The 21,521-nt window shown below is 67.6% G+C and carries 19 protein-coding genes; all 19 read right to left on the bottom strand.

Annotated elements, in window-relative coordinates:
* Positions 1-2,340 (bottom strand): cellulose biosynthesis cyclic di-GMP-binding regulatory protein BcsB, encoded by a 2,340-nt coding sequence (gene bcsB / locus ABE463_RS03955; RefSeq protein ID WP_346467329.1) that lies wholly within the window; start codon positions 2,338-2,340, stop codon positions 1-3.
* Positions 2,337-4,487: a UDP-forming cellulose synthase catalytic subunit gene (bcsA, locus tag ABE463_RS03950; RefSeq protein WP_259261811.1), complete on the bottom strand. Its 2,151-nt coding sequence runs from the start codon at positions 4,485-4,487 to the stop codon at positions 2,337-2,339. The genes bcsB and bcsA overlap by 4 nt, the downstream gene beginning before the upstream one ends.
* 99 nt (positions 4,488-4,586) lie before the next feature.
* Positions 4,587-4,961 (bottom strand): hypothetical protein, encoded by a 375-nt coding sequence (locus ABE463_RS03945; protein ID WP_259261810.1) that lies wholly within the window; start codon positions 4,959-4,961, stop codon positions 4,587-4,589.
* 27 nt (positions 4,962-4,988) lie between these two features.
* Positions 4,989-5,447, bottom strand: coding sequence for a cellulose biosynthesis protein BcsD (locus tag ABE463_RS03940; protein WP_123728319.1), 459 nt, complete (start codon positions 5,445-5,447; stop codon positions 4,989-4,991).
* A gap of 233 nt (positions 5,448-5,680) precedes the next feature.
* Complete coding sequence (gene pncB, locus ABE463_RS03935) at positions 5,681-6,859, bottom strand: nicotinate phosphoribosyltransferase (RefSeq protein WP_259261809.1); 1,179 nt, start codon at positions 6,857-6,859, stop codon at positions 5,681-5,683.
* 108 nt (positions 6,860-6,967) lie between these two features.
* Positions 6,968-7,804: a glycosyltransferase family 2 protein gene (locus ABE463_RS03930; protein ID WP_346467328.1), complete on the bottom strand. Its 837-nt coding sequence runs from the start codon at positions 7,802-7,804 to the stop codon at positions 6,968-6,970.
* Positions 7,801-8,667 (bottom strand): glycosyltransferase, encoded by an 867-nt coding sequence (locus tag ABE463_RS03925; protein WP_346467327.1) that lies wholly within the window; start codon positions 8,665-8,667, stop codon positions 7,801-7,803. Before ABE463_RS03925 ends, ABE463_RS03930 begins: the two co-directional genes overlap by 4 nt.
* Positions 8,668-8,782: 115 nt before the next feature.
* Positions 8,783-10,981 carry a type II secretion system secretin GspD gene (gene gspD / locus ABE463_RS03920; protein WP_346467326.1) on the bottom strand — a complete coding sequence of 733 codons (2,199 nt, stop codon included), beginning with the start codon at positions 10,979-10,981 and terminating at the stop codon, positions 8,783-8,785.
* 9 nt (positions 10,982-10,990) lie between these two features.
* Positions 10,991-11,779, bottom strand: coding sequence for a hypothetical protein (locus tag ABE463_RS03915; protein ID WP_346467325.1), 789 nt, complete (start codon positions 11,777-11,779; stop codon positions 10,991-10,993).
* The gene (gspM, locus tag ABE463_RS03910) at positions 11,769-12,518 is read right to left on the bottom strand and encodes a type II secretion system protein GspM (protein ID WP_346467324.1); all 750 of its coding nucleotides are present in this window, start codon (positions 12,516-12,518) and stop codon (positions 11,769-11,771) included. Before gspM ends, ABE463_RS03915 begins: the two co-directional genes overlap by 11 nt.
* The gene (locus ABE463_RS03905; RefSeq protein ID WP_346467323.1) at positions 12,487-13,635 is read right to left on the bottom strand and encodes a PilN domain-containing protein; all 1,149 of its coding nucleotides are present in this window, start codon (positions 13,633-13,635) and stop codon (positions 12,487-12,489) included. The genes gspM and ABE463_RS03905 overlap by 32 nt, the downstream gene beginning before the upstream one ends.
* Entirely contained in the window at positions 13,632-14,495 is an 864-nt protein-coding gene (locus ABE463_RS03900; RefSeq protein WP_259261802.1) for a type II secretion system protein GspK, read from the bottom strand. The genes ABE463_RS03905 and ABE463_RS03900 overlap by 4 nt, the downstream gene beginning before the upstream one ends.
* Positions 14,492-15,124, bottom strand: a complete 633-nt coding sequence (locus ABE463_RS03895; protein WP_259261897.1) for a type II secretion system protein J — start codon at positions 15,122-15,124, stop codon at positions 14,492-14,494. Before ABE463_RS03895 ends, ABE463_RS03900 begins: the two co-directional genes overlap by 4 nt.
* Before the next feature lie 2 nt (positions 15,125-15,126).
* Positions 15,127-15,543: a prepilin-type N-terminal cleavage/methylation domain-containing protein gene (locus ABE463_RS03890; protein ID WP_346467322.1), complete on the bottom strand. Its 417-nt coding sequence runs from the start codon at positions 15,541-15,543 to the stop codon at positions 15,127-15,129.
* Positions 15,540-15,959 carry a GspH/FimT family pseudopilin gene (locus tag ABE463_RS03885; RefSeq protein ID WP_259261896.1) on the bottom strand — a complete coding sequence of 140 codons (420 nt, stop codon included), beginning with the start codon at positions 15,957-15,959 and terminating at the stop codon, positions 15,540-15,542. The genes ABE463_RS03890 and ABE463_RS03885 overlap by 4 nt, the downstream gene beginning before the upstream one ends.
* Positions 15,960-16,049: 90 nt before the next feature.
* Positions 16,050-16,481 carry a type II secretion system major pseudopilin GspG gene (gspG, locus tag ABE463_RS03880; protein ID WP_259261800.1) on the bottom strand — a complete coding sequence of 144 codons (432 nt, stop codon included), beginning with the start codon at positions 16,479-16,481 and terminating at the stop codon, positions 16,050-16,052.
* A 48-nt stretch (positions 16,482-16,529) separates the two neighbouring features.
* Complete coding sequence (locus ABE463_RS03875) at positions 16,530-17,750, bottom strand: type II secretion system F family protein (protein WP_259261799.1); 1,221 nt, start codon at positions 17,748-17,750, stop codon at positions 16,530-16,532.
* A gap of 37 nt (positions 17,751-17,787) precedes the next feature.
* Positions 17,788-19,515, bottom strand: coding sequence for a type II secretion system ATPase GspE (gene gspE, locus ABE463_RS03870; RefSeq protein ID WP_346467321.1), 1,728 nt, complete (start codon positions 19,513-19,515; stop codon positions 17,788-17,790).
* 126 nt (positions 19,516-19,641) lie between these two features.
* Positions 19,642-21,495, bottom strand: a complete 1,854-nt coding sequence (locus tag ABE463_RS03865) for a S8 family peptidase (protein ID WP_259261797.1) — start codon at positions 21,493-21,495, stop codon at positions 19,642-19,644.
* Positions 21,496-21,521: the final 26 nt, after the last annotated feature.

The following is a 21,521-nucleotide window of genomic DNA, read 5'->3' as shown; positions in this document are numbered from 1 at the left end:
TCAGCCTGACAGCCCGATGCGGGACTTGGCGTTGCGCTTGAGCAGCCAGCGCGCGATCAGGGCCAACAGCAGGCAGGCCAGACCGACGAAGCCAGCCAACAGCAGCGGACTCTGCGAGAAGTACCAGCGCAGCCAGGTCAGCGGCGGCAGGTGGCCGACGTAATACGTCTGGTTGCCGGCCAGGCTGCGCACCTTGTCCTTCTGCAGCAGCACCACGCTGCCCTGGAAATCACGCACGCGGTCCGGGTCGAACCACGCCTCGAACAGGCGGTTGACCTGCGCCGGATCATCGGCCATCACCGCGATCACGCTGCGCCCCTTGCGCAGGGGCGACTCGAAGCCCATCAGCACGACATCGCCAGCATCCGGACGCACCGACACTTCGGCGGTGGTCGGCAGATCGGTACGGCGCGCATCCGGCGACAGGAACGAGGGCATCCGCTCGAACACCCAGTCCGACAGCTGGAAACGGCGCGACTGCCCCGCCTCGCCGATCGGCAGGTGCGCGGCCCACTCGCCGAACAGCGGCTGGCTGCGACGCGACCCCAGCACCACCAGATCCTGGTCGGCGTGCTCGCCTACCTGGCCGGCAGCGATGATGCGGTTGCGCAGCGCCGGGTAACCGGTCGAGGCACCCATGCGGCCGAGCAGGGTCAGCACGTTGCCGACGTCATCGGCGTTGGGGTTGTTGGGCAGCACCAGCACGGTCTCGGACAGATCGGCCAGACGCGTGAACGGATAACCGGCGTTGCCGAAGGCGGCCAGGTTGGGCATCGCCATGTAATGGTCGAAGCCGCTCAGATCGATGCTGGTGTCGCCGTCGATCGCCGCGGACACATCCGGGAAGGTGTTCTTGCATTCGGCCGCCTGCGGGCGATCAAAGAAGAAATGGAAGCGCAGCTGGCTGTTGGACGAGAACGGCCCGGTCGGCAGCATCACCTTCTGCTGGATCGGCATCACGCCCGGCGCCTTCATCTTGTTCCACAGCATCTCCGACACCGAGCGCGGTGCCGGGCGGCCGTTCAAGGGCAGCGTGGTGACGAAGGCATCGTTGATGCTGATGTTCAGCGCCGACTTGTTCGCGCCTTCCGGCAGCGTGTAGCGGTAGCGCAGATCCAGCGGGATGCCTTCACGGCGCCACGTGAACAGATCCGGCGGCAGCTGCAGGCCGATCCGGATCAGGTCCGGGTGGTAACCGACCACATTCAACTCGCTGGTCTGCTGGACCAGTTCGGAGACTCGCACCGGGCGATCGCTGGGCACCCACTTTGGCGCGTCGTACGGCTTGCGCGGCGCGATCTCCTTGAAATCGCCGATGCTGGCGGTCGGCCCGGACAACGGCGTGCCCAGGGTCAGCGCGGTGGCCGCGATGCGCAGCTCACCGTCATCGCGGCCGAGCACCAGCAACAACTTGCCGTTGGCATCGTTCGGATTGGCGATCACGGCCAGGGTCGGCCCGCTGATGTCGGGCAGCACCAGGCCGGCCGGCGGGTTGCGCGGGGTGGCCACGACCACCGCATTGCCTTCCAGCGGCACGGTATCGATCGAGGCCGGGAACAGCGCACCGCGATAGCCGGCCAGCGCGCCGAACCACGAAGAGACGATACCGGCCGACTGCAGCAGCCCCTGCCCCGGCTGCCCGGTGAACACGAACGGCAGTTCAAGCCGGTTGGTGTCACGGGCATCGAAGAACGGCACCGGCAGCAGCGACAGATCATTGGTCAGCTGCAGCGGCGCCCAGCCCAGTTCCAGATAGCTGCCGGCGTCGATGTTGGCCCACAGGCTGGTGTGGTCCGGATCCTCGCATTCGCGGGTGTAGTGGCCGATCAACTGCAGGTTGATGCGGTTGTAATCGATGATCATGCGCGGATCGATATCGATGTCGCGCTCGATCATCCGCCCGGCCTGCTCGACCGGCGTGGGCAACGTCGCCACGGTGACGTCGTTGACGGTGACCTTCAGGTGCGACAGATCCGGCAACAGCGCCGGTGAATAGCTGTATTTCAGATGCAGCGAGGCGCGATCGACCACCTGGTCGTTGCGCACCGAGAACGGCACGCCCGCGGTGCCCTGGATGCCGCGCAGGGTGATCTCGTAATCGATGCCCAGCTGCTTGAGCGTGGAGCGGCTCTGCCGCGAACCAGCCGCTGGCGCGGCAGGCGGCACGGGCACTGCCGGGGCGGCATCGGCGGGTGCGGCGACGGGCGTGGCCGTTGCGGGTACCGCAGGATCCTGCGCGTAGACCGCGCCACACAGCAGGGTCAGGGTGAACGCCACCGCTGCGGCGGACGGGCGCGGCACGCGCACCGGGCGGAACAGGGAACGGTCACGACGGGTCATGCGGAATCTCCGGTGCGCGGCGGGGTGGGGCCATCCTTGCGGCCTCCCGCAAGAACGAAACTGCCCAGGCGGTGGAAGCCGCGCATGCTGGCCTTGAGGACGTCGGTGGTGGAACGCAGGAACGTATCGCGGTCATGGCGACCCCACAGCTTTACCCAGATATCGGCACGGGCGAAGGTGGAGGTGACCAGCCAGCGTTCCTGCTCCAAGGTCAGCTCGCCGAACTGGATGCTGATGCCCTGGTCGTCGCGATCGTGCCGCACTTCGGCCGGCAGGCGCTCGCTGCGCTGGCGATGGGCCAGTTCAACCTCCACGTACGTACCCGGCTGCACGGGCTGGGACTGGTCCAGCCGCAGCGCCATGCCACCGGTGGAGAAGTTCAGCGTGCGGCACGGCAACGCCTGGCCATCGGGCAGGTGCAGGACTGCCCGCATGTTCAGCGGCACGCGGTGCGAGCGGCGGATCTGGCGCTGTTCGCTGGAGGTAGCGATGACCGCGCCCAGCATGATCATGTTGTAGACGGTCCAGCCCAGGTTCAACCAGATCGTATTGACCTCGCCGCTGGTATCGGCCATCACCATCCGCACGATGCCGGCCACCACGCCCAGCAGGTTCAACAACAGCAGCAGCAGGTACGGGCGGGCGATCTGCGCATCGAAGTAGCTGCGCTGGACCAGGCCCCCCTTGGCCGTCACGTTGAACTTGCCCAGCTTCGGATTGATCACCGCCATCAGGGTCGGGCGCAGGATGTACCAGGCCAGCGTGGTCTCGTAGACCTCGTTCCACAGCAGATGGCGATGCTTGCCCTGCACGCGCAGGTTGGTCAGGTTGGCCATCACGATGTGCGGCAGCGCGTAGGCCAGGATCATCAGCGCCGAGGCGTGGATGACGTGGGCGCCGAAGAACAGGAAGGCCAGCGGCGCGGTCAGGAAGATGATCCGTGGCAGGCCGTAGAAGAAGTGCAGCATCGCGTTGGTGTAGCAGATGCGCTGCATCAGGCTCAGCCCCTTGGCGAACATGGGGTTGTCCACCCGCAGGATCTGCGCCATGCCACGGGCCCAGCGGATGCGCTGGCCGACGTGTGCCGACAGGCTCTCGGTGGCCAGGCCGGCCGCCTGCGGCACCGGGATGTAGGCACTGCGGTAGCCGGCACGGTGCAGACGGATCGCGGTGTGCGCATCCTCGGTGACGGTTTCGACGGCCACGCCACCCACTTCCTCCAGCGGTCCGCGCTTGATCACCGCGCAGGAGCCACAGAAGAAGGTCGCGTTCCACTGGTCGTTGCCATCCTGCAGCAGGCCGTAGAACAGCTCGCCTTCGTTGGGCACGCGCCCGAAGTTGCCCAGGTTGCGCTCGAACGGATCGGCCGAGAAGAAGTAGTGGGGCGTCTGCACCACGGCCATCTTCTCGTCGAACAGGAACCAGCCCATCGACATCTGCAGGAACGAGCGGGTCGGCATGTGGTCGCAGTCGAAGATCGCCACGTACTCGCCGCTGGTCTTCTTCAACGCCGCATTGATATTGCCGGCCTTGGCGTGATTGTTGTTGGTGCGGGTGATGTACTTCACCCCGACCTCGTCGCAGAATTCGCGGAATTCCTCGCGGCGGCCGTCATCGAGCAGGTAGATGTTGAGCTTGTCCGCCGGCCAGTCCAGCACGGTGGCCGCCAGCACGGTGGTGCGTACCACCGACAGCGGCTCGTTGTAGGTCGGGATGAGCACATCCACGGTGGGCCACAGCGACTGGTCTTCGGGCAACGGCATCGGCTTGCGATGCAGCGGCCAGGCCACCTGGAAGTAGCCCAGCACCAGCACGATGAACGAGTACACCTCGGCGGCCACCAGGCCCAGGCCCAGAGTGAGATCGACGAAGCTGCTCATGCCCATCGTGTCGGTCAGGCGCCAGTACATGTAGCGCGTGGACATCACCAGCGACAGGCCCATCAACACCAGCGGGATCAACCGGCTTTCGCGGTTGCGCAGGCACAGGGCGATCAGGAACACCACCGCGGAGAACAGGAACTGCTGACCGATCTCCATGGGCACGGTGATCACGAAGGCCAGCAGCATGGCGCCGCCGACCACCAGCGCAAGCAGCGCCAAGCGGGCCAGAACGGCATCCCCTCTCGGGGTGGAAGTTTTGCTCATGATGTTCCCCAACACGGCCGCACGCAGCGGCATCCCCTTGCATCAGCCGGCACTCCCGCCCCACCCCGAAGGGCGCGGCGAGCGATCACCGGCTACGTTTCACGCCCCGCGCAGCCGGCTCAGCGGGCTGTGCCCCGGCGTCGCGCTACGCGCACCGGCCAGTCGCTGGAACAGCTGTTCCAGCGGTGTGCTCTGCGCCGGTGCAGCCGCTGCCGGCACGTCCATCGGCGCCGCCTCGGCCGCGGCGATCACGGGCGTGATCACCGGCGCGGCACTGGGTACCGCGGTCAGGCTCGCGGCCGGAATCGGCGGCGGGGCCTCCTCGCGCAGGCGGGCCGTGGTGCTGACCTGCGGCTGGCTGTGGGTGAAATCCTGGTAGGTGCGCGTGTCATCGCGGCCGCCCAAGCGGTTGAAGAGGCCGGCCACGTCATCGTCGTGGCTCTCTGTATCGGCATGTTTCAGAAGCTTGCTCATGGCACCATCAAAGGGGGGGAGAGAGATTCAGAACACACGCGACAGCGTGTATGTCGCTACATCCGGGTTGTCGCTCTGCAGGTGCCGGACATCCAATACCGACACCATCCCGGCGGCGCGGAACCATTGCCGGTACACACCTTCCAGAAAACCAGTATCCCACCCGACGCGGCCGCCGAGTACCGCCGACAACGGCGAGGCGGCATGGTGAATGTGAACCTGTTCCGGCAATTCCTCGAACGCCACCTGGCCCCACTCTGCAGAGGACCAGACCGCATTGGCGGCGTCCTGCAGTTCCTCCAGGGTCGCTGCCGCCGGCAGTGCATGGGCACGGCCGAAGCGTTCACCGATCCGCGCCATCAACCGCGCCAGTTCGGCATCGGGCAACGCACTGTCGAACTCTTCGCAGAGCGCCAGCAGGAAGCCGCGCCACTGGCGAGAGCAGGCGTGGGTACGGTAGTAATCGAGTGGTGCTGATGCATTCATCCGGGAAGCCTAGACGAACCACGATGCGGAGGCGGCATACGGGCAATTACCGGCATCGATGTCGGTCAAAAGTGTGAACTGCGCCTCATATTATTGTGGCACATCTGGCTTTCCTGCATAGCGAGCGCGCTGCGTCGCTTCCTGACGCGCAGCGTCACCTGCCCCGGACGGGCTGAACGGAATCGGGGTTGAAGGGTGTCCGGCGGCAGCGGATCGCCGCGCCGGTGCACTGCTCAGCCCTCGGCGGGCAGCTCGAAGACCTGGCGCAGATACGCCAGATAGCCCGGGTCGTCGCACATGCTCTTGCCGGGTGAATCACTCAGCTTGGCGACCGGCTGGCCGTTGCAGCGGACCATCTTGATGACGATGTTGAGCGGGGTCGGGCCCAGGTCATTGGTCAGGTGCGTGCCGACCCCGAAGGCCACCTGGCAGCGGCCGCGGAAGTAATCGAACAGCTGCATCACCTTTTCGATGTTCAGCCCGTCGCTGAAGACCAGCACCTTGCTGCGTGGATCCACCCGGCGGCTGTCAAAGTGGGCCAGCATGCGGTCGCCCCAGGTGAAGGGGTCGCCGGAATCGTGGCGGACGCCGTCGAACAGCTTGCAGAAGTACATGTCGAAGTCGCGCAGGAAGGCCTCCAGCCCGACCACATCCGACAGCGCGATACCGAGGTCGCCGCGGTACTCGCGCGCCCAGGATTCCAGCGCGGCCACCTGCGAGTCACGCAGGCGCGGGCCGAGTGCCTGGAACGCCTGCAGGTACTCATGGGCCATCGTGCCGTGCGGGGTCATGCCGTACAGCCGGGCGAAATGCACGTTGCTGGTGCCCACGAACTGCGCACCAAGCGCGTCGCGCAGCATCGGCAGCATCCGCCCATGCCACTGGCGCGAGTAACGGCGGCGGCTGCCGTAGTCGGCGATCCGGCACAGCTCGAAGCCGGGGGTATCGCGCAGCAGCGCGGTCTTGGCCTGCAGGCGGCGCTCGCCTTCGCTGAAATCCGAGTCGGTGGTGTTGCGGAACCAGACCTCGTTGATGATCGCCAGCAGCGGGACTTCGAACAGAATGGTGTGCAGCCACGGCCCGGTGATGTCCAGATCGATCTCACCGGGCACGGTGGTCGAGGGGCGCAGCGCGATGTACTTGCGGTCCAGGTGGAACAGGCCGAGGAAATCGGCGAAATCCGGTTTGACGAAGCGCAGGCCGCGCACGTAGTCCAGCTCTTCGGCGCTGAAGCGCAGGCTGCACAGATGGTCGATCTCGGCGTTGATCTGGTCGATGAACTGCGCCAGGTCGATGCCCGGGGTCCGGCACTTGAACCGGTACTGCACCTGCGCGCCGGGGTACTGATGCAGCACCGCCTGCATCATGGTGAATTTGTACAGGTCGGTGTCGAGCAGGGACTGGATGATCATGCTGAAGAGTATGCGCCTGCCACCGTGTACGACCAACGGCCGGTGCCCTCAGCGTGGACAGCGTTCACGGCACGTATCGACCCGGTGCCGAAGCGGATGCGCGGCCCTCTACCGGCGGCGGAGCAGCCGCGGGACCTGCACCAGCGCATGCGCCCAGATCGCGCCCCACACGGCGCAGCGCACCGGCCAGCCACGTTGCGGCGCCTCGAACTTCCGGAAGTACCGCCACAGCCCGCGGTGCTTGTGCCACTCCACGAAGAACGGCCGCGAGCGGCTGGAGACGCCGCGTACGTGGGTCACCTGCAGGTCGTTGGCGATGGCGATCACCGCGCCGGCCTCGCGTGCGCGCCGGCACAGATCCAGATCCTCGGCATGCAGGCGGTAGCCCGCATCCCACCCACCGATCCGGTCGAACAGGGCCCGCGGCATCAGCAGCAGCGCGCCCGACAGGGCCGGCACCACCTGCAGCGGCTGGCGGTGGTCGACCGGGAGGGCCAGTTTCCCGCCCTGCCCGGGGTTGCGCAGCATCGCGGCGAAATCCGGGTCACGGCGACGCACGGCATCGTCCGGGCGACCGCTTTCATCCACCTGCTCGACGCCCAGCAGGCAGTCACCCAGCGGCAGCGCACGTTCGCGCAGTTGGGCCAGGGTCTGCGGGCCGACCATCAGGTCGGGGTTGATGAAGGCCAGCCACGGTGCCTGGCTGTCGGCCACGCCCTGGTTGTTGGCGGCAGCAAAGCCGGGGTTGTCCGGATTGGCGATGAAGCGCACCCGCGGATCGGCGCTGGCATGGCGCTGCACGATCTCCAGGGTGCCGTCGGTGGAATCGTTGTCGACCACGCGGATCTCGGCGATGTCGCGCGCCTCGCGCAGGCGCAGCAGGCAGGCATCCAGCGTGCTGGCGCTCTGGTAGCTGACGATGATGGCGGCGATGGCAGGGCTCAAACGGGGGACTCCGGGGCGGCAATGACAGGCGGCGCGAACAGATCGCCCTGCGCCTTGGGCATTATCGCCTGCCGGTGGTGTTGCTGCAGGTCGTGGCGTGCCTGCTGCAGTGGATCGAGCATCAGGAAGCCGGCCAGCCGCGGCGGCCAGGCCGGCCAGCGCGACGCCAACGCCTCCATGTCGCCCTCGCCGGTTACACCTTCGGCCACGCGGGCGACGAAGGCGGTCTCGCACAGGGCGTTGCGCCAGCCGAGCCCGGCCATGCGCAGGCTGAGGTCGATCAGGGCCGCATTCCATGAGGCGTAACTGTGCATGTCCAGCCCACCGGCCTTGCGTCGGGCATTGCCACGCAACAGCACCGCATGGGTCACCGCAGACGGCAGTTCGGGATGCAATGGCGGCATCACCGCGCAGGCCTGGGCCAGCGGGGCCAGATCAAGGTCGTCCGGCAGTGGATTGATCTCGCCCAGACGCGGCCAGGCGGCCGTCTCACCGGCGTTGCACCACGGCGTGGCCGAGCCGATCGAGGCATCGCGGGCCAGGCAGGCGTCCAGCTGCTGCAACCAACCCGGTGCCGGGATCGCATCCGGGGCGAGCACCACCACATCAGCGCCCGCACAGGCGGTGAGCATTTCGTCCAGATGGGCCACCTCGCCGATCGCGCGGGCGCGGCGGGTGTACTCGGCCTGCAGCGGCGTCTGTGCAAGCCAATGTTCGATCACGGCCTGGGCGCGCGGCCCGGCCTGGCCATCGTCGGCGAGCCAGATCGCGGTGCCCGCTGCTGTGCCGGCATCGAGCGCGGCCAGGCAGCGGTCCAGCGCGGCATCGTCGACCCCGATCGGCAGCAGGATGACCGTGCTCATGCCGACCTCTGCGTGCTGCCGTCTTCGCCGTGTCGCTGTGTCATCGCAGGCTCCCTTGGGCGCGGCCAGCGTAACAAGATCGGCCCCTGCGATGACAGCAGGGACTTGGCATCGCTCAGCGCTTGCCCTTGCGCTCGGGGAATGGCTCCATCGCACGGAAGCGGCTGCTGTATTCGTCGGTCAGGTTCCGCGACTCCTGCGCGTTGCGCACGATGGTCGGGGTCAGCAGCACGATCACTTCGGAGCGTTCTGACTTCAACGTCTTCCGGCCAAACAGCGCACCGATCACCGGCAGCTTGCTCAGGCCCGGTACGCCACTGGAGCCGTCTTCGCCGGAATCGGTGATCAGGCCGGCGAGCATGATGGTGTCACCGCTCTGCACCGCCGCTTCGGTGGAGATCTTGCGGGTATTGATCGGCGGGTTGCAGGTGGTGCGGGTCGGGTCGCAGCCGCTCGGGATCGCGCCGGCCGAGCTGACCTCCTGCACGATGTCCAGGAACACCACGCCATCGCGGGTGATGCGCGGGCGCACTTTGAGGATCACGCCGGTATCCAGGTACTGGACCTGGCTGTAAGTGTTGTCGCCGCCTACGCCGGTATTGACCGACACCGAGTTGATCGGAATCTGGGTGCCCACGTTGAGGGTGGCTTCGGCGTTGTTGCGCACGAACAGCGAGGGGGTCTGCAGCAGACGCAGGTTGCTGACCTTGTCCAGCGCACTGACCACTGCGGCGGCGTTCTTGCCGAGGAAGGTCCAGCCGACCCCATCACTGCCAACCGAGCCGGAGATGCTGCCCCAGATCGAACGGCCAAGCGCACTGGGCAGGTCGATGCCGCTCTCGGTCTTGCCGGTGGCCACGGCCTGCTCGAAGAACCAGTTCACGCCATAGCTGAGATCGCCGGTCAGCGCGACCTCGGCGACCTGCGCTTCGATGTGGACCTGCATCGGCATCACGTCGAGCTTTTCGATCACCTCGCGGATCGAGCGCCAGGCCTGCGGGGTGGAGCGCACCAGCAACGTGTTGGTTTCTTCTACCGCCGATACACCGACGGTATCGCCCTGCACTTCCAGGCTGAAGCTGGCGTTGCCGGACTGGCGTTGCGGCAGACTCATCGTGCCTTCGCCCAGCCCACCGCGGCTGCTGCCGTTGCTGCTGCCGGTGTTGGAGAAATTACTGTTGTTGCTGTTGCCATCGCGGCTGCCGATGTCCATCGGCGACGCGCCTGGCGCCAGCGAACTGCTGCCACGACCGCTGCGGCCGTTCTCGTTGGCGAAGGCTTCGGCCAGGCGCTCGGCCAGGTCCTTGGCCTTGACGTAGCGCAGCTCGTAGGAGAACAGTCGCGCGTTGCCACCGGCGGTATCGATGCGGTCCAGCCACTGCTGGATCTGGTCGAGATAGCGCGCCTGCGGGGTGATCACCAGCACCGCGTTGGCATTCTCCAGCGGCAGGAAGCGGAACATGCCGGCACTGGGGGTTTTGCTTTCCTCGCCGAACACTTTCTCCAGATCGGCGGCCACCTGCTCGGCCTTGCCGGACTGGATCGGGAAGACGCCCACGGACATGCCCGAGAGCCAGTCCACATCGAAGATTTCCACCGTGCGCAGGTAGTTCTCCAGTTCGCTGCGGGTACCGCCGAGGGTGATCACGTTGCGGCCGTTGTCGACGTTGACGATCGCGTTCGGGCGCGCGTACGGCTCCAGCACTTTCTTCATCTCGGTGGCGGAGATGTACTGCAGCGGCACCACGCGCACTTCAAAGCCGCGCGCATTGGCCGGCGAGGCGGTGCTGGGCGACACGGTGCCCGCCAGCGCCTGATCGGCGGCCACGATGTTGTAGCGGCCTGCGCTGTAGACCATGCGCGCGTTGTTCCAGCCCAGCACCATTTCCAGCAGGTTCAAGGCCTGCGCCGAGGACACCGGCTTGGGCGTGGCCAGGGTCACGGTGCCCTGCACGCCCGGTGCGATCACGTAGTTCTGGCCGAGGAAGTCGCCGAGGATCGCCTTGACCACCGCGTGCACCGATTCGCCTTCGAAGTTGAAGGTCGCATTGCCGGTGGAGGCATTGCCCAGCGACGGCTGCGGCGCGGCGGCAGCGCTGCGGTTGATCATCGTGCCGGTGCCGCGGCGGATCACCGCCTGCGGTGCACCGCTGGTTCCCAGTGGCTCGGCATCGACGCCTGCGTGGGAGCCATCACCGGCGATCACCTGGTGGCTGTCGAGGACCGCATCGCGGCGCACCTCCGGCGCGGGCACGGTGGTGCAGCCCACCAGCAGGGCGACAAGGAAAGACACGGGGAAAAGGCGCAGGGTCATGCTGTCACTCTAAGGGTTGTGGCCGGAGCCGCCCGCGGGCGGTTGCTGCGACTGCTGTTGCTGTTGTTGCTGCAATTGCTGGCGGCGCGCCTGGATGCGCTCGCGGATCGCCTTCATCTGGTCTTCGCTGGGGCCCTGCGCGTTCTGCGCGGGAGCCGCCGCAGCCGAGGGCGTAACTGGCTGCGGCGCGGGCGGGGCGGCCGGCGGTGATGCGGGCATGGGTGCCGATGCGCCATTGATCGGGCGTGCGCCGGCACCGGCCGGCGGAACGCTCGTGAGCGCTGTGCTGCCCAGCGCCGTCGGCGGTTCGCCACCCTGCCCGTTGAACACCGGCAGTTCCAGCGTCTGGGTGCCACCCGGCCCGCTGACAGTGGCCCGGCGGGGTTCCAGCGCCAGCAGCTGCCATCCGTTCACCGCCTCACCGTTCAAGCGCAACCGCAGCGACTGGCGCTGATCGGTGGTCAGGATGGCCATGGCGAAGTCAGGCGTGAGCAGTACGCCGGTCAGCGAGACGCTGCTGGCGGTGCCCTGCTCGGTGCCGCCGAGCAGATACGGGCGCGGCTGACGGTCTTCGGCGAACAGCGGCCGTGCACCGATCTGTGCGTAGGTGCTGGCCGAGGCCATGCGCTCCGGCGCGGCCGGTGCCAGCTGCGGCAACGGCCCGGGCCCGACATCGCCCTCGGTTGCCGGCGCGATACGGCTGCCCAGCCCGGACAGCGTGGCGATCCAGATCGCCAGCGCCCACAGCGCGATGCCCCCCAGCCACCAGGTCCGCAGGCCGGCTGCTTCAAGCTTCATGCTCGACCTCCTCGGCAGCATCCGGCACTGGCGGGGGTTCGGCCGCATCGCTGGGCGGGGCCGCACCTGGTTCAACGTTCTGCCCAGCGTCCTGTCCCGCCGGCAGCGGAACGGGGGATGGCACCGTCGCACCGGGCTCCAGCGCGGCGCCCGGGCGCAGATAGCCGACCAGTTCGAACGACACGTCCAGGCCGGTGCCGGTTTCACTTGGCGATTGCTGGAAGCGCTGCGCCAGCAGATTCAGGTTGTCCACGAACAAGCGCGGTGTACCGGTCTCCAGCGTGTGCAGCACCGCGGCCATTTCCGGCACGCCGCACCGCAGCCGCACCTGCAGGGCCACGCGCGGGAACGCCGGTTCGCGGCTGGCATCAGGCAGCGGCGTGCGGTTGCTGATCGTGCAGCTGCGATTGCCCGGACTGGCCGAGGCCACCGCATCCTGCAGCCGGCTGGACAGCGCGGCGGCGGCCGATTCGGCCGTGGCCTCGCGCAGGAAGCCGGGGCGGCCCTCGAGCGCCGTCTGCACCTCGCTCAGTTGGGTAGCGATCTGGCCGCGCTGCGCCAACTGCGCCTGCACACGCTGCTGGCGCTCCTGCACCGCAGCGATGTCGGCATTGATCGCCAGCGACGGACGGGTCAACCACGGATGCACCAGCAGCAGGTAGGCCACGGCGATCACCGCCAACAGCAGCCCCAGCGCCAGCCAGCGATCACGGCGCGTCGGTTGTGCTGCCATCGGCAACCTCCTTGGCAGGCGGTGTCGCGCCGGGCAGCGGCTGCAGCTCGGCCGTCAGCGTGAAACGGTCGCGGCCGCTGGTCGCCCCATCGGCCTGCAGCACACCGGTCAGATTGACCTTGCGCCATAGCGGCGAGTCCTGCAGCAGCGGCACCAGTTGCGAGGCTTCGCGGCTGAGCCCGATCAACTGCAGCGTGGTGCCTTCAATCGACATTTTTTCCAGATAGGTGCCATCGGGCAGCAGGCGGGTAAGTTCATTCCAGATCTCCACGGTGCTCGCATGCTCGGCACGCTTGCCCTCCAGGAACGCGGCGCCTTCGACCAGGCTCTGAAGCTGTTGCCGCTCGGCGGCGACCTGGCGTGCGTCACGCGCGGCGGCATCGACCTGCTCACGCAACTGGTCCGCCGCGGCCTGGCGATTGTCGATCAACTGATGGCCGGCCAGCGCAAGCAGCACGATCGCGCCCACGGCCAGGAGCCCGTTCCAGCGCGCCATCGGGTCGCGATACGGTTGCCGCTGCGCGACCGGAAGCAGATTGACGTCCAGCGGCTGGCCCGTGGCATCCACCGCATCGACGCCGGCCACGGCCTGCGCCCACGGCCCGGCCTGCTGCGCCCACTGATCCAGCTGGACGCGCGGGATCACCACCAGTTCCACCTGCAGCTGGCCATCCGGCAACGCGCCGAGATCGCGCACGTCATAGCTGACCTGGCTGGCATCGAAGGGGGTTTGCCGATCGATCTCAAAACCGACCACATCGCGCAGCCGCTCCGCGGCCGCCGCGGGCAGCCGCAGCGGTCGCCGCAACACGCTTCCGGCAGCCAGCAACCAATGCCTCGGCAGGCTGCGCAGACGCGCATCCAACAGGTTGTCCAGCGCGGCCGGCGACACCGGCCAGTGCAGTTCGGCAATCGCCTCGAGCTGTTCACCGGTCTGGCGCTGAACGTGCAGCACCTCACCGTCGCGCTTGAGCAGCAGCCGTGAGCGCGACCAGCCCATCGCCCATTGCCAACGCACCGGCAGCCAGGCCAGCAACGATTGCCGCCACCAGCGCAGGCTGCTGCCCACGCCAGGCGACAAGCGCCCGCGGGCCCGCACCAGACTGTCACGCCATGCCGTCATCTTGCTGCCATTCCCTGTTCCCAGCGAAGTACTGTGTATGCCGTTCCCGGCGTGCCTGCCGCCCCCATCCTCACCACGGCGCGCAGTACCGATATCCGGCCGCGTTCGTCCGTGGCGCGACTCTCGATACTATAGGTGCCACTGCCACCTGCAAGCGCTGCGGCCGGTAATCCCGCGTCATCCGCGGCCGCCGCACGCTCGCGCTCGGCCAGCAGGCGTTCGGCATCCAGCCCCAGCGCGGTCAACACCGGGCCAGCCGCGAAGCGTGGATCGGGCCGCGCCTGGCGGCTGTACAGGGTCAGCATCGGCTCGATCCGCGCATACAGGTCCGCCTCCATGCCCAGCACGCGCTGCAGCTCGCCCATCGTCTCGAAGCGCGCGTTGCGTGCGCCATAGGGCAGGCCGGCCGCGACGTAATCCGGCGTCTCCGCGCCGCCACCGGGCTGTTTGAGGCTGTCGGCGTCGCGCCAATCGACGATGGCACCGGCCAGCTGCTGGGCGTGGTCAGGCGCCTCCCCCATCGCGCGCAGGAATGCGCTGAGCAGGCTAACGTCGGCCAGATTCAGATTGATCTTGCCGTTCTCGTCGAGAATCGTCAGATCGATCCGACGCGTATCAAAGGTCCACCGGTAGCGGCGGCCATCGGCCACCCACGCCGGCTGGCTGGCGCGCGGCTGCAGACGGTGCAGGGCATATTCCAGCCCCGCGCGCGCGTATTCCTGGCCGATGGCATCGTCGCCAATCACCCGCTGCTGCATGTGCTCCACGCGTGCACTCAGCGCAAATGCGCCGATCACCGCGGTGAGCAGCGCGATCAACCACAGCACCAGCACCAGCGCGGCACCGCGCGCGGGCTTCATCGGAGATCTCCGCGCGGCGGCGGCAATGCCGCGATCATCGGCGGCCACGCCGGCCCCTGCAGCGGGATGATCTCGATCGAGACCAGCAGCGGCAGGCGGCGGGTGTCCTCCCAGCGGTCCAGCCATTCGCTCAGCTGGCCGGTGCGCGGATCGGTGCCGCGGTAGCGGAAGCGCACCTCGCGCAGTTGGTCGGCCAGCATCTCCGGCGGTCGTGGCGGATCTTCTTCAATCGCTTCACCGTTCTGCAGCAGGGTGAGTCCGACCTCCAACTGTTCCTGCCCACCCGCACGACGGACCTGCAGCTCATGCGCATACGGCCCGCCGCGGCCGAGGTAGCCGGGCAGATCGGAGACAAACAGCATCCGCTGCGGCTCGCCAATGAAGTACACCGGGTCTCGGGTGGGATCCGGGGGCGAGGTCGCAATGACCAGCGCGGTCGACAGGCGACGGCGCAGAAATCCGTCGACCGCGCGCATGCGTTCGTTCTGGGCGGCCATGCGCTCGCCGCGCTGGCTGATCGCCATGGCCGAGCGCACGGTGGCGAAGGCCAGTGCCAGCCCGCCCACCAGCAGCGCGGTCGCCAGCAGGATCTCGATCAGCGTGAAGCCGCCGGCGCGGCGTGGGCGCAGCGTCATCGCGGTGCGCCCGGTACCGGCGGCAACAAGCGCAGGCTGCGCCACTGCAGCTGCTCGCCGTTGCTTTCGCCCCAGCGCACCTGCAGCGTGATCTGCGCCAGGGTCGGGCCACCAACGTCGGTGGTCACCGGCGCTGTGGTGATACGCGGCTCCGCGTAAGGCTCCACCTGCAGTTGCCAGCGGTACCTGCCCTGCTCCCACTCGCCCTGGGTGCTGCCTTCCTGCAGCGGCGTTTCCACCCCGGTACTGGCCAGCAGCGACTGCGCATAAAGCGTGGCCCGGCTGCGCACATCGGCCTGGCCCACCTGGCGCGCCGCACCGGACAGACTGCCCAGCAGCAGGGTCAACGCCAACGCCAGCAGCGCGAACGCGATGATCACCTCCAGCAGCGAATAGCCGCGCTGACGCTTCATCCACCCTCCCGGCGCGGACCGGCACGGACTTCACCGGTGATCCAGCCGACGTGGATCTCCCACACCGCACCGCGGGTGCTCAGCTCGATGCTGCCGCCACTGGCCGCGCCGTCGGCGAAGAAGGCGATGCTGCCCTGCCCCGGTGCGGTGCTGAGCTGGCCCGCACCGCGGAACCGCACGTCCAGCGCGGCCGGAAGCTGCCCGTGACGACCATTGGCCGCCTGCCAGGTTCGCGCACGCGGGTCGATCACGAAGCGCTGGGTCTGGCCGGTGGCAATGGCCTGGGTACGCGTGTAGCGCAGCTGGGTGGCGATTTCCTTGCCGGCGTTGCGCAGGCGCATGCCATCGATGCCACCGTTCATCGCGGTGGCGGTCACCACGCCGATGATGGCGATCAGGGCCACCACCAGCAGCATCTCCAGCAGCGACAGACCGCGTGCATGGGTGCCCGTGGGCACGCGATGCGGCGGTCTGCTCGGCACGGGCCACAGCGCTCCCAATGCCGATTACTCGTACCGGATGTCCGCATCGTAACTGCTGCCACCGACCTTGCCATCCTTGCCCAGGCTGATCAGCTCGTACGGCTGGCTTTCGCCCGGCACGCGGTACTCCAACGCATGGCCCCACGGATCATTGAGGTCGGCCGGCTTGGCGTACGGGCCGAGCCAGCCCGCGCTGCCGCTGGGCTGGGTGACCAGATCATCCAGCTTGGCCGGCAGCTTGCCGGTATCGAGCTGGTAGTTGTCGATCTTGCCGGCCATGGTCTGCACCTGCGCCTTGGCGATGTTGGCCTTGCCACGATCGGCACCGCCGAGCACGCGGCTGCCGACCAGGGTCAGCACCGCACCGATCAGCACGATCACGATGATGATCTCCAGCAGGCTCATGCCGGACTGGTGGCGCGCGGAAGAAAAGCGGGTCAGGCGACGGCGTTGCATATGGCAGGCTCCTTGCATCGAATCGTTGGGATAGTCACCAGCGGCCGGTCAGCCGATGGCATTGGTCAGGTCGTACAACGGCACCAGCACGGCCACGATCACCAGGCCGACCACCGAGGCCAGCACCAGGGTGATCACCGGCACCAGCGCCGACAGCAGCCGGTCGATCGCGCGCGCGCTTTCCTGTTCGAACGTATCGGCGGTCTTGAGCAGCATCGTATCCAGCGCGCCGGATTCCTCGCCGACCTGGATCATCTGCAGCGCCAGGCGCGGGAAACGCTTGCCACGCGCCAACGACGCCGACAGGCCGTTGCCGTTCTTGACCTCGTCACTGGCTGCGTCCACATCGGCGGCCAGCGCGCGGTTGCTCAGCACGTTGCGCGCGATGCCCAGGCCGGACAGCAGCGGCACGCCATTGCGCAACAACGTGCCCAGGGTACGGGCCAGGCGCGCGGTTTCCAGCTTGGCCAGCAGCGGGCCGATGCCCTTGCGCTGCAGCAGCCAGCCATCCATGGCCAGGCGCGTGGCCGGTTGCCGCAGCCGCCGCTCTACCACCAGCGCGATCACGGCCGGTACCACGATCATGATGATCCAGCCTTCGCGCACGATCAGGCCAGCGGTGAGCACCCACTGGGTGAACCACGGCAGCGCGACGTCCAGGCTTTCGTACATCAGCGCGAACTGCGGCACCACGTAGCCGAGCAGGAACAGCAGCGCGCCGCCGACCACCGCCAGCAGGATCGCCGGGTAGATCAGCGCATTGATGACGCGCCCTTTCAGCTCAGCGCTGCGCTCCAGGTAATCCGACAGCCGCTGCAGGGTGTCGTGCAGGCTGCCACCGGCTTCACCGGCGCGCACCATGTTGATGTACAGCCGCGAGAACAGCCCGTGCTGGCGCTCCAGCGCGGTGGAGAGCGGCGCGCCGCCGCGCACGATGTCGCGGATGTCGGTGACCACCCGGCGTGTGCGTTCGTCTTCGGGCAGCTCGAGCAGGATGCTCAGCGCGCGGTCCAGCGGCTGCCCCGCGCCGAGCAGCGTGGCCAGTTGCTGGGTGAACTGCACCAGCCCACCGCCGTCGAACGGCTTCCGGCGCAGCAGCGCCGCCCAGGACGAGGCACCGGCCACGCCCTCGCTGGCCAGTCGCGCTTCCATCGGCATGTGGCCCTGGTCCTGCAGGCGCGCGACCACCTCGGCTTCGCTGGCTGCATCCATCTGGCCATCGAACAGTTCGCCATGGGCGTTGAGCGCCTTGTAGCGGTACTGGGCCATGCTCAGCCGCTCACCGGGTGCCGGCCGCAGGCACGCATCAGGATTCCTCCGTCACGCGCAGCACTTCTTCCAGCGTGGTGTGGCCCTGCAGCGCTTTGGACAGGCCATCCTCATACATGGTGCGCATGCCGGCCGCGCGCGCGATCTGCTCGATCTCGCCCATCCCGGCACGACGCATCACCGCGCTGCGCAGCGCATCGTTCATCACCAGGAACTCGACGATGGTGGTCCGGCCGAGATAGCCGGTCGGCGCGATCGCCGAGGGTTGCGCGCGGTACAGGAAGATCTCGCCCTCCGGCTGCAGCCGGCGCAGGCCGAACTTCTCGATCTCCTCCGGCGAGGCGGGATAGCGCTGTGCATGCTGCGGCTCCAGGCGGCGTACCAGGCGCTGGGCAAGGATGCCGTTGATGGTGGAGGTCAGCAGATAATCCTCCACGCCCATGTCCAGCAGGCGGGTGATGCCACCGGCGGCGTTGTTGGTATGCAGCGTGGAGAGCACCAGGTGGCCGGTGAGTGCGGACTGGATCGCGATGCGCGCGGTTTCCAGATCGCGCATTTCGCCGATCATGATGATGTCCGGATCCTGGCGCACGATGCTGCGCAGCGCATTGGCGAAATCCAGCCCGATCTGCGGCTTGGCCTGGATCTGGTTGATGCCTTCGATCTGGTACTCGACCGGGTCTTCGACGGTGATGATCTTGACGTCGGCGGTGTTGAGCTGGCTCAGTGCGGTGTACAGCGTGGTGGTCTTGCCCGAGCCGGTCGGGCCGGTCACCAGCAGAATGCCGTGCGGCTGCTCGAGCACCTTGCGGAACTGCGGCAGGAACGCATCGGTAAAGCCCAGCCGGTGGAAATCGAACACCACGGTGTCGCGATCAAGCAGACGCATCACTACGCTTTCGCCATGCGCGGTGGGCACCGTGCTCACGCGCAGATCCAGCTCCTTGCCCTGCACGCGCAGCATGATGCGGCCGTCCTGTGGCAGGCGGCGTTCGGCGATGTTGAGCCGCGCCATGATCTTGATGCGGCTGATCACCGCGGCGGTGAGATTGACCGGCGGGCTTTCGCCTTCGATCAGCACACCATCCACGCGGTAACGCACCTTCAGGCGATTCTCGAACGGCTCGATATGGATGTCCGACGCACGCAGTTCCACCGCTCGCTGGATGATGAGATTGACCAGCCGGATGACCGGCGCTTCGGAGGCCAGATCCCGCAGGTGCTCGATGTCGTCAACGGCGGCACCTTCCCCATCGGCAGTTTCGATGATCGCGCCCATCGCGCTGCGGCCCTGGCCGAACCAGCGCTCGATCAGATCATCGATCTCCGAGCGCAGACCCACGTGCAGGCGCACCGGCAGGCTCATCGCCAGCCGCACCGCGTCGGCCGCGTACGGATCCTGCGGATCGGACAGCCACAGATCCAGCAGGCCGTCCTGCAGCGCCAGCGGACAGACATGGAATTGTTTGAGGAAACGCAGCGTCAGCGGCAACCCATCAAGCAGCGCTTCGGGCGGCGCTTCCGGCACGGCCTTGGCATCGAGCAACGGCAGGCCGAGCACCTCGGCACAGGTCTGTGCATGGTCACGCTCGGAGACCAGCCCCAGCCGCACCAGCAGACCGAGCAGGCTGCCGCCGGATTCGCGGTGCAGCGGTCGTGCGCGTGCCAGGTCGCTGTCCTTCAGCCGACCTTTCTCCAGCAATACCGCAACAATGCGCGATTCAGCTGTAGATGCTGCAGTGGGATCCTGGGCAACCGCGTTCAAGAATGTTCTCCTGGCAACCCCTGCGACTTTAGCAGTTCGTTGCGATGCTACGCGGTATTGCCCGCGGTCCAGACGTAAAAACGGGAGCCCGTCACATGACGGACTCCCGTTCGCGGTAGTGCTCAGTTACTGGTTGGCAAGAATGCTCACACCGCTGAACGCGGACTCGCCGACCACCTTGATGTAATACGTGCCGGCCACCGGCGCGGTGAAGCGCACGGTTTCACTGTTGCCCGGACGCGAGGACTTGGCATCGAACGCGGTCGCGGTCGGCTCCTTGCCCTGGCTCACGTACACCGACACATTGCCGCTGCCACCGTAGGTGAGCAGGCTCAGCACCTTGCCGGCCTGCGCCTCGAAGCTGTACAGCACTTCGCTGCCACCGGCGCCGCTCAGGCCACCGACGGCGACCTTGTTGGTCAGCGGCGTGGCCACCGGGCCGCAGTTCTCGGTGCACTCTTCTTCCAGCGCCTTGTCGAGGGCGGCCTTGGCATCCACGATGCCGGTGCCGATCGGCGTGGCGGTCGGAATGGTGACCGGGAAGGCCCGTGCCGTCTGCTTGAGCAGGGCTTCCAGCGCAGCCGGGGTGAGTGGATCCTTGCCGGCCGCCGCGACCGCGCCCTGCACCAGGGCCGCCACCGCCGCCACATGTGGGGACGCCATCGAGGTACCGGCCATGCCCATGTAGCTGTAGGCACCGGAGGTCGGTGTGGTCAGGCCGTTGTAGCCGGACTGCCACACGTAGCCGCCCGGATTGCCGTCCACGCTGCCACCGCCGCCCGGACCGGACAGGTCCACCGCCGTGCCGAAGTTGGAGTAATAGGCGATGCCACCGGTGATGCGGGTCGCACCGACGGACACCACGTTGGCGCAGCTGGCCGGACGGAAGTTGGCCGCGTTGGAGGCAGAGTTGCCGGCCGCGACCACCACGGTGGTACCGCGCGACACGGCGCCGTTGATGGCGTCCTGGTACAGCGCATCACACGCGCCGCCGCCGCCCAGGCTCATGTTGATGACCTCGGCCGGATTGGCGTTGGCCGGGATGCCGGCCACCGTGCCACCGGAGGCCCAGGTGATCGCGTCGGCGATGTCGGACAGATAGCCACCGCACTTGCCGAGGACGCGGACCGGCAGGACGCGCGCCTTGTATGCCACACCGGCCATGCCGACACCGTTGTTGGTCGACTCGGCGATCGTGCCGGCGACGTGGGTACCGTGCCAGGAGCTGTCATCGGCCAGCGAGCCGGCATAGCACTCGTTGTCGTTCTCGACCCAATCGCCGTAATCCAGCGCACCCGGGACCCGCTCATCGGTCGGGCGGCGCGACGTTTCCGCATCGCTGATGAAGTCGTAACCGGCCAGCAGATTGCCGGAGAAATCCGGATGCTGCGGCAGGATGCCGGTATCGAGCACCGCCACCACCACGCCCTCGCCCTGGGCGATATCCCACGCGGCGGGCGCGTTGATGCCGCCGGTGGCGCTGTTCAGATGCCACTGGTACTGCGCGTAATACGGATCGTTCGGCACCAGCTGCGGGGTCGCGTCGCGCGGGCGCACGTCGGTGCGCTGCAGCTTCACGTCCACTTCGGCGTACTGCACGGAAGGATCGGCCTTGATTTCGGCCAGCACCTTCTGCAGTTCGGCCGGGCTCAACCGGCCCTGCAGGCGGATCAGATCAGCACCGACACCGAGCTTGCGCACGATCTGCGGGTTCACCGCACTGGCACGGCCGGCGGCGGAGCCACCGACACTGGCGCGGGCAACCGCCGACTGCACGGTGGTCAGCTTGGCCGAACGGTCCGTGGCCGCTGCGGTGCCGGCACGGTATTTGACGATGATCCGCTCTGCGCCCTGGGCGGAGGCTGGTTGGCGCACCGGTTCCTTGGCCGGCAGACCGGCTGCATAGGCGCTGGCGCCTGCGGACAACGACAGCACGGCGGCTGCCAGCACATTGATGCGAAGGTTCTGCTTACTGGTCACGTTGACGTCCTCTTCAAGGTCATGGA

Source organism: Stenotrophomonas sp. TWI819, from assembly GCF_039673075.1.
In the GTDB taxonomy this organism is placed as follows: domain Bacteria; phylum Pseudomonadota; class Gammaproteobacteria; order Xanthomonadales; family Xanthomonadaceae; genus Stenotrophomonas; species Stenotrophomonas rhizophila_B.
This window is presented reverse-complemented; position numbering and strand designations above follow the sequence as displayed.

Coding starts and splice junctions, on each gene's coding strand:
- bcsB (WP_346467329.1), bottom strand. CDS start 2,340: ATGACCCGTCGTGACCGTTCCCTGTTCCGCCCGGTGCGCGTGCCGCGC.
- bcsA (WP_259261811.1), bottom strand. CDS start 4,487: ATGAGCAAAACTTCCACCCCGAGAGGGGATGCCGTTCTGGCCCGCTTG.
- ABE463_RS03945 (WP_259261810.1), bottom strand. CDS start 4,961: ATGAGCAAGCTTCTGAAACATGCCGATACAGAGAGCCACGACGATGAC.
- ABE463_RS03940 (WP_123728319.1), bottom strand. CDS start 5,447: ATGAATGCATCAGCACCACTCGATTACTACCGTACCCACGCCTGCTCT.
- pncB (WP_259261809.1), bottom strand. CDS start 6,859: ATGATCATCCAGTCCCTGCTCGACACCGACCTGTACAAATTCACCATG.
- ABE463_RS03925 (WP_346467327.1), bottom strand. CDS start 8,667: ATGAGCACGGTCATCCTGCTGCCGATCGGGGTCGACGATGCCGCGCTG.
- gspD (WP_346467326.1), bottom strand. CDS start 10,981: ATGACCCTGCGCCTTTTCCCCGTGTCTTTCCTTGTCGCCCTGCTGGTG.
- ABE463_RS03915 (WP_346467325.1), bottom strand. CDS start 11,779: ATGAAGCTTGAAGCAGCCGGCCTGCGGACCTGGTGGCTGGGGGGCATC.
- ABE463_RS03905 (WP_346467323.1), bottom strand. CDS start 13,635: ATGACGGCATGGCGTGACAGTCTGGTGCGGGCCCGCGGGCGCTTGTCG.
- ABE463_RS03900 (WP_259261802.1), bottom strand. CDS start 14,495: ATGAAGCCCGCGCGCGGTGCCGCGCTGGTGCTGGTGCTGTGGTTGATC.
- ABE463_RS03890 (WP_346467322.1), bottom strand. CDS start 15,543: ATGAAGCGTCAGCGCGGCTATTCGCTGCTGGAGGTGATCATCGCGTTC.
- ABE463_RS03885 (WP_259261896.1), bottom strand. CDS start 15,959: ATGCTGCTGGTGGTGGCCCTGATCGCCATCATCGGCGTGGTGACCGCC.
- gspG (WP_259261800.1), bottom strand. CDS start 16,481: ATGCAACGCCGTCGCCTGACCCGCTTTTCTTCCGCGCGCCACCAGTCC.
- ABE463_RS03875 (WP_259261799.1), bottom strand. CDS start 17,750: ATGGCCCAGTACCGCTACAAGGCGCTCAACGCCCATGGCGAACTGTTC.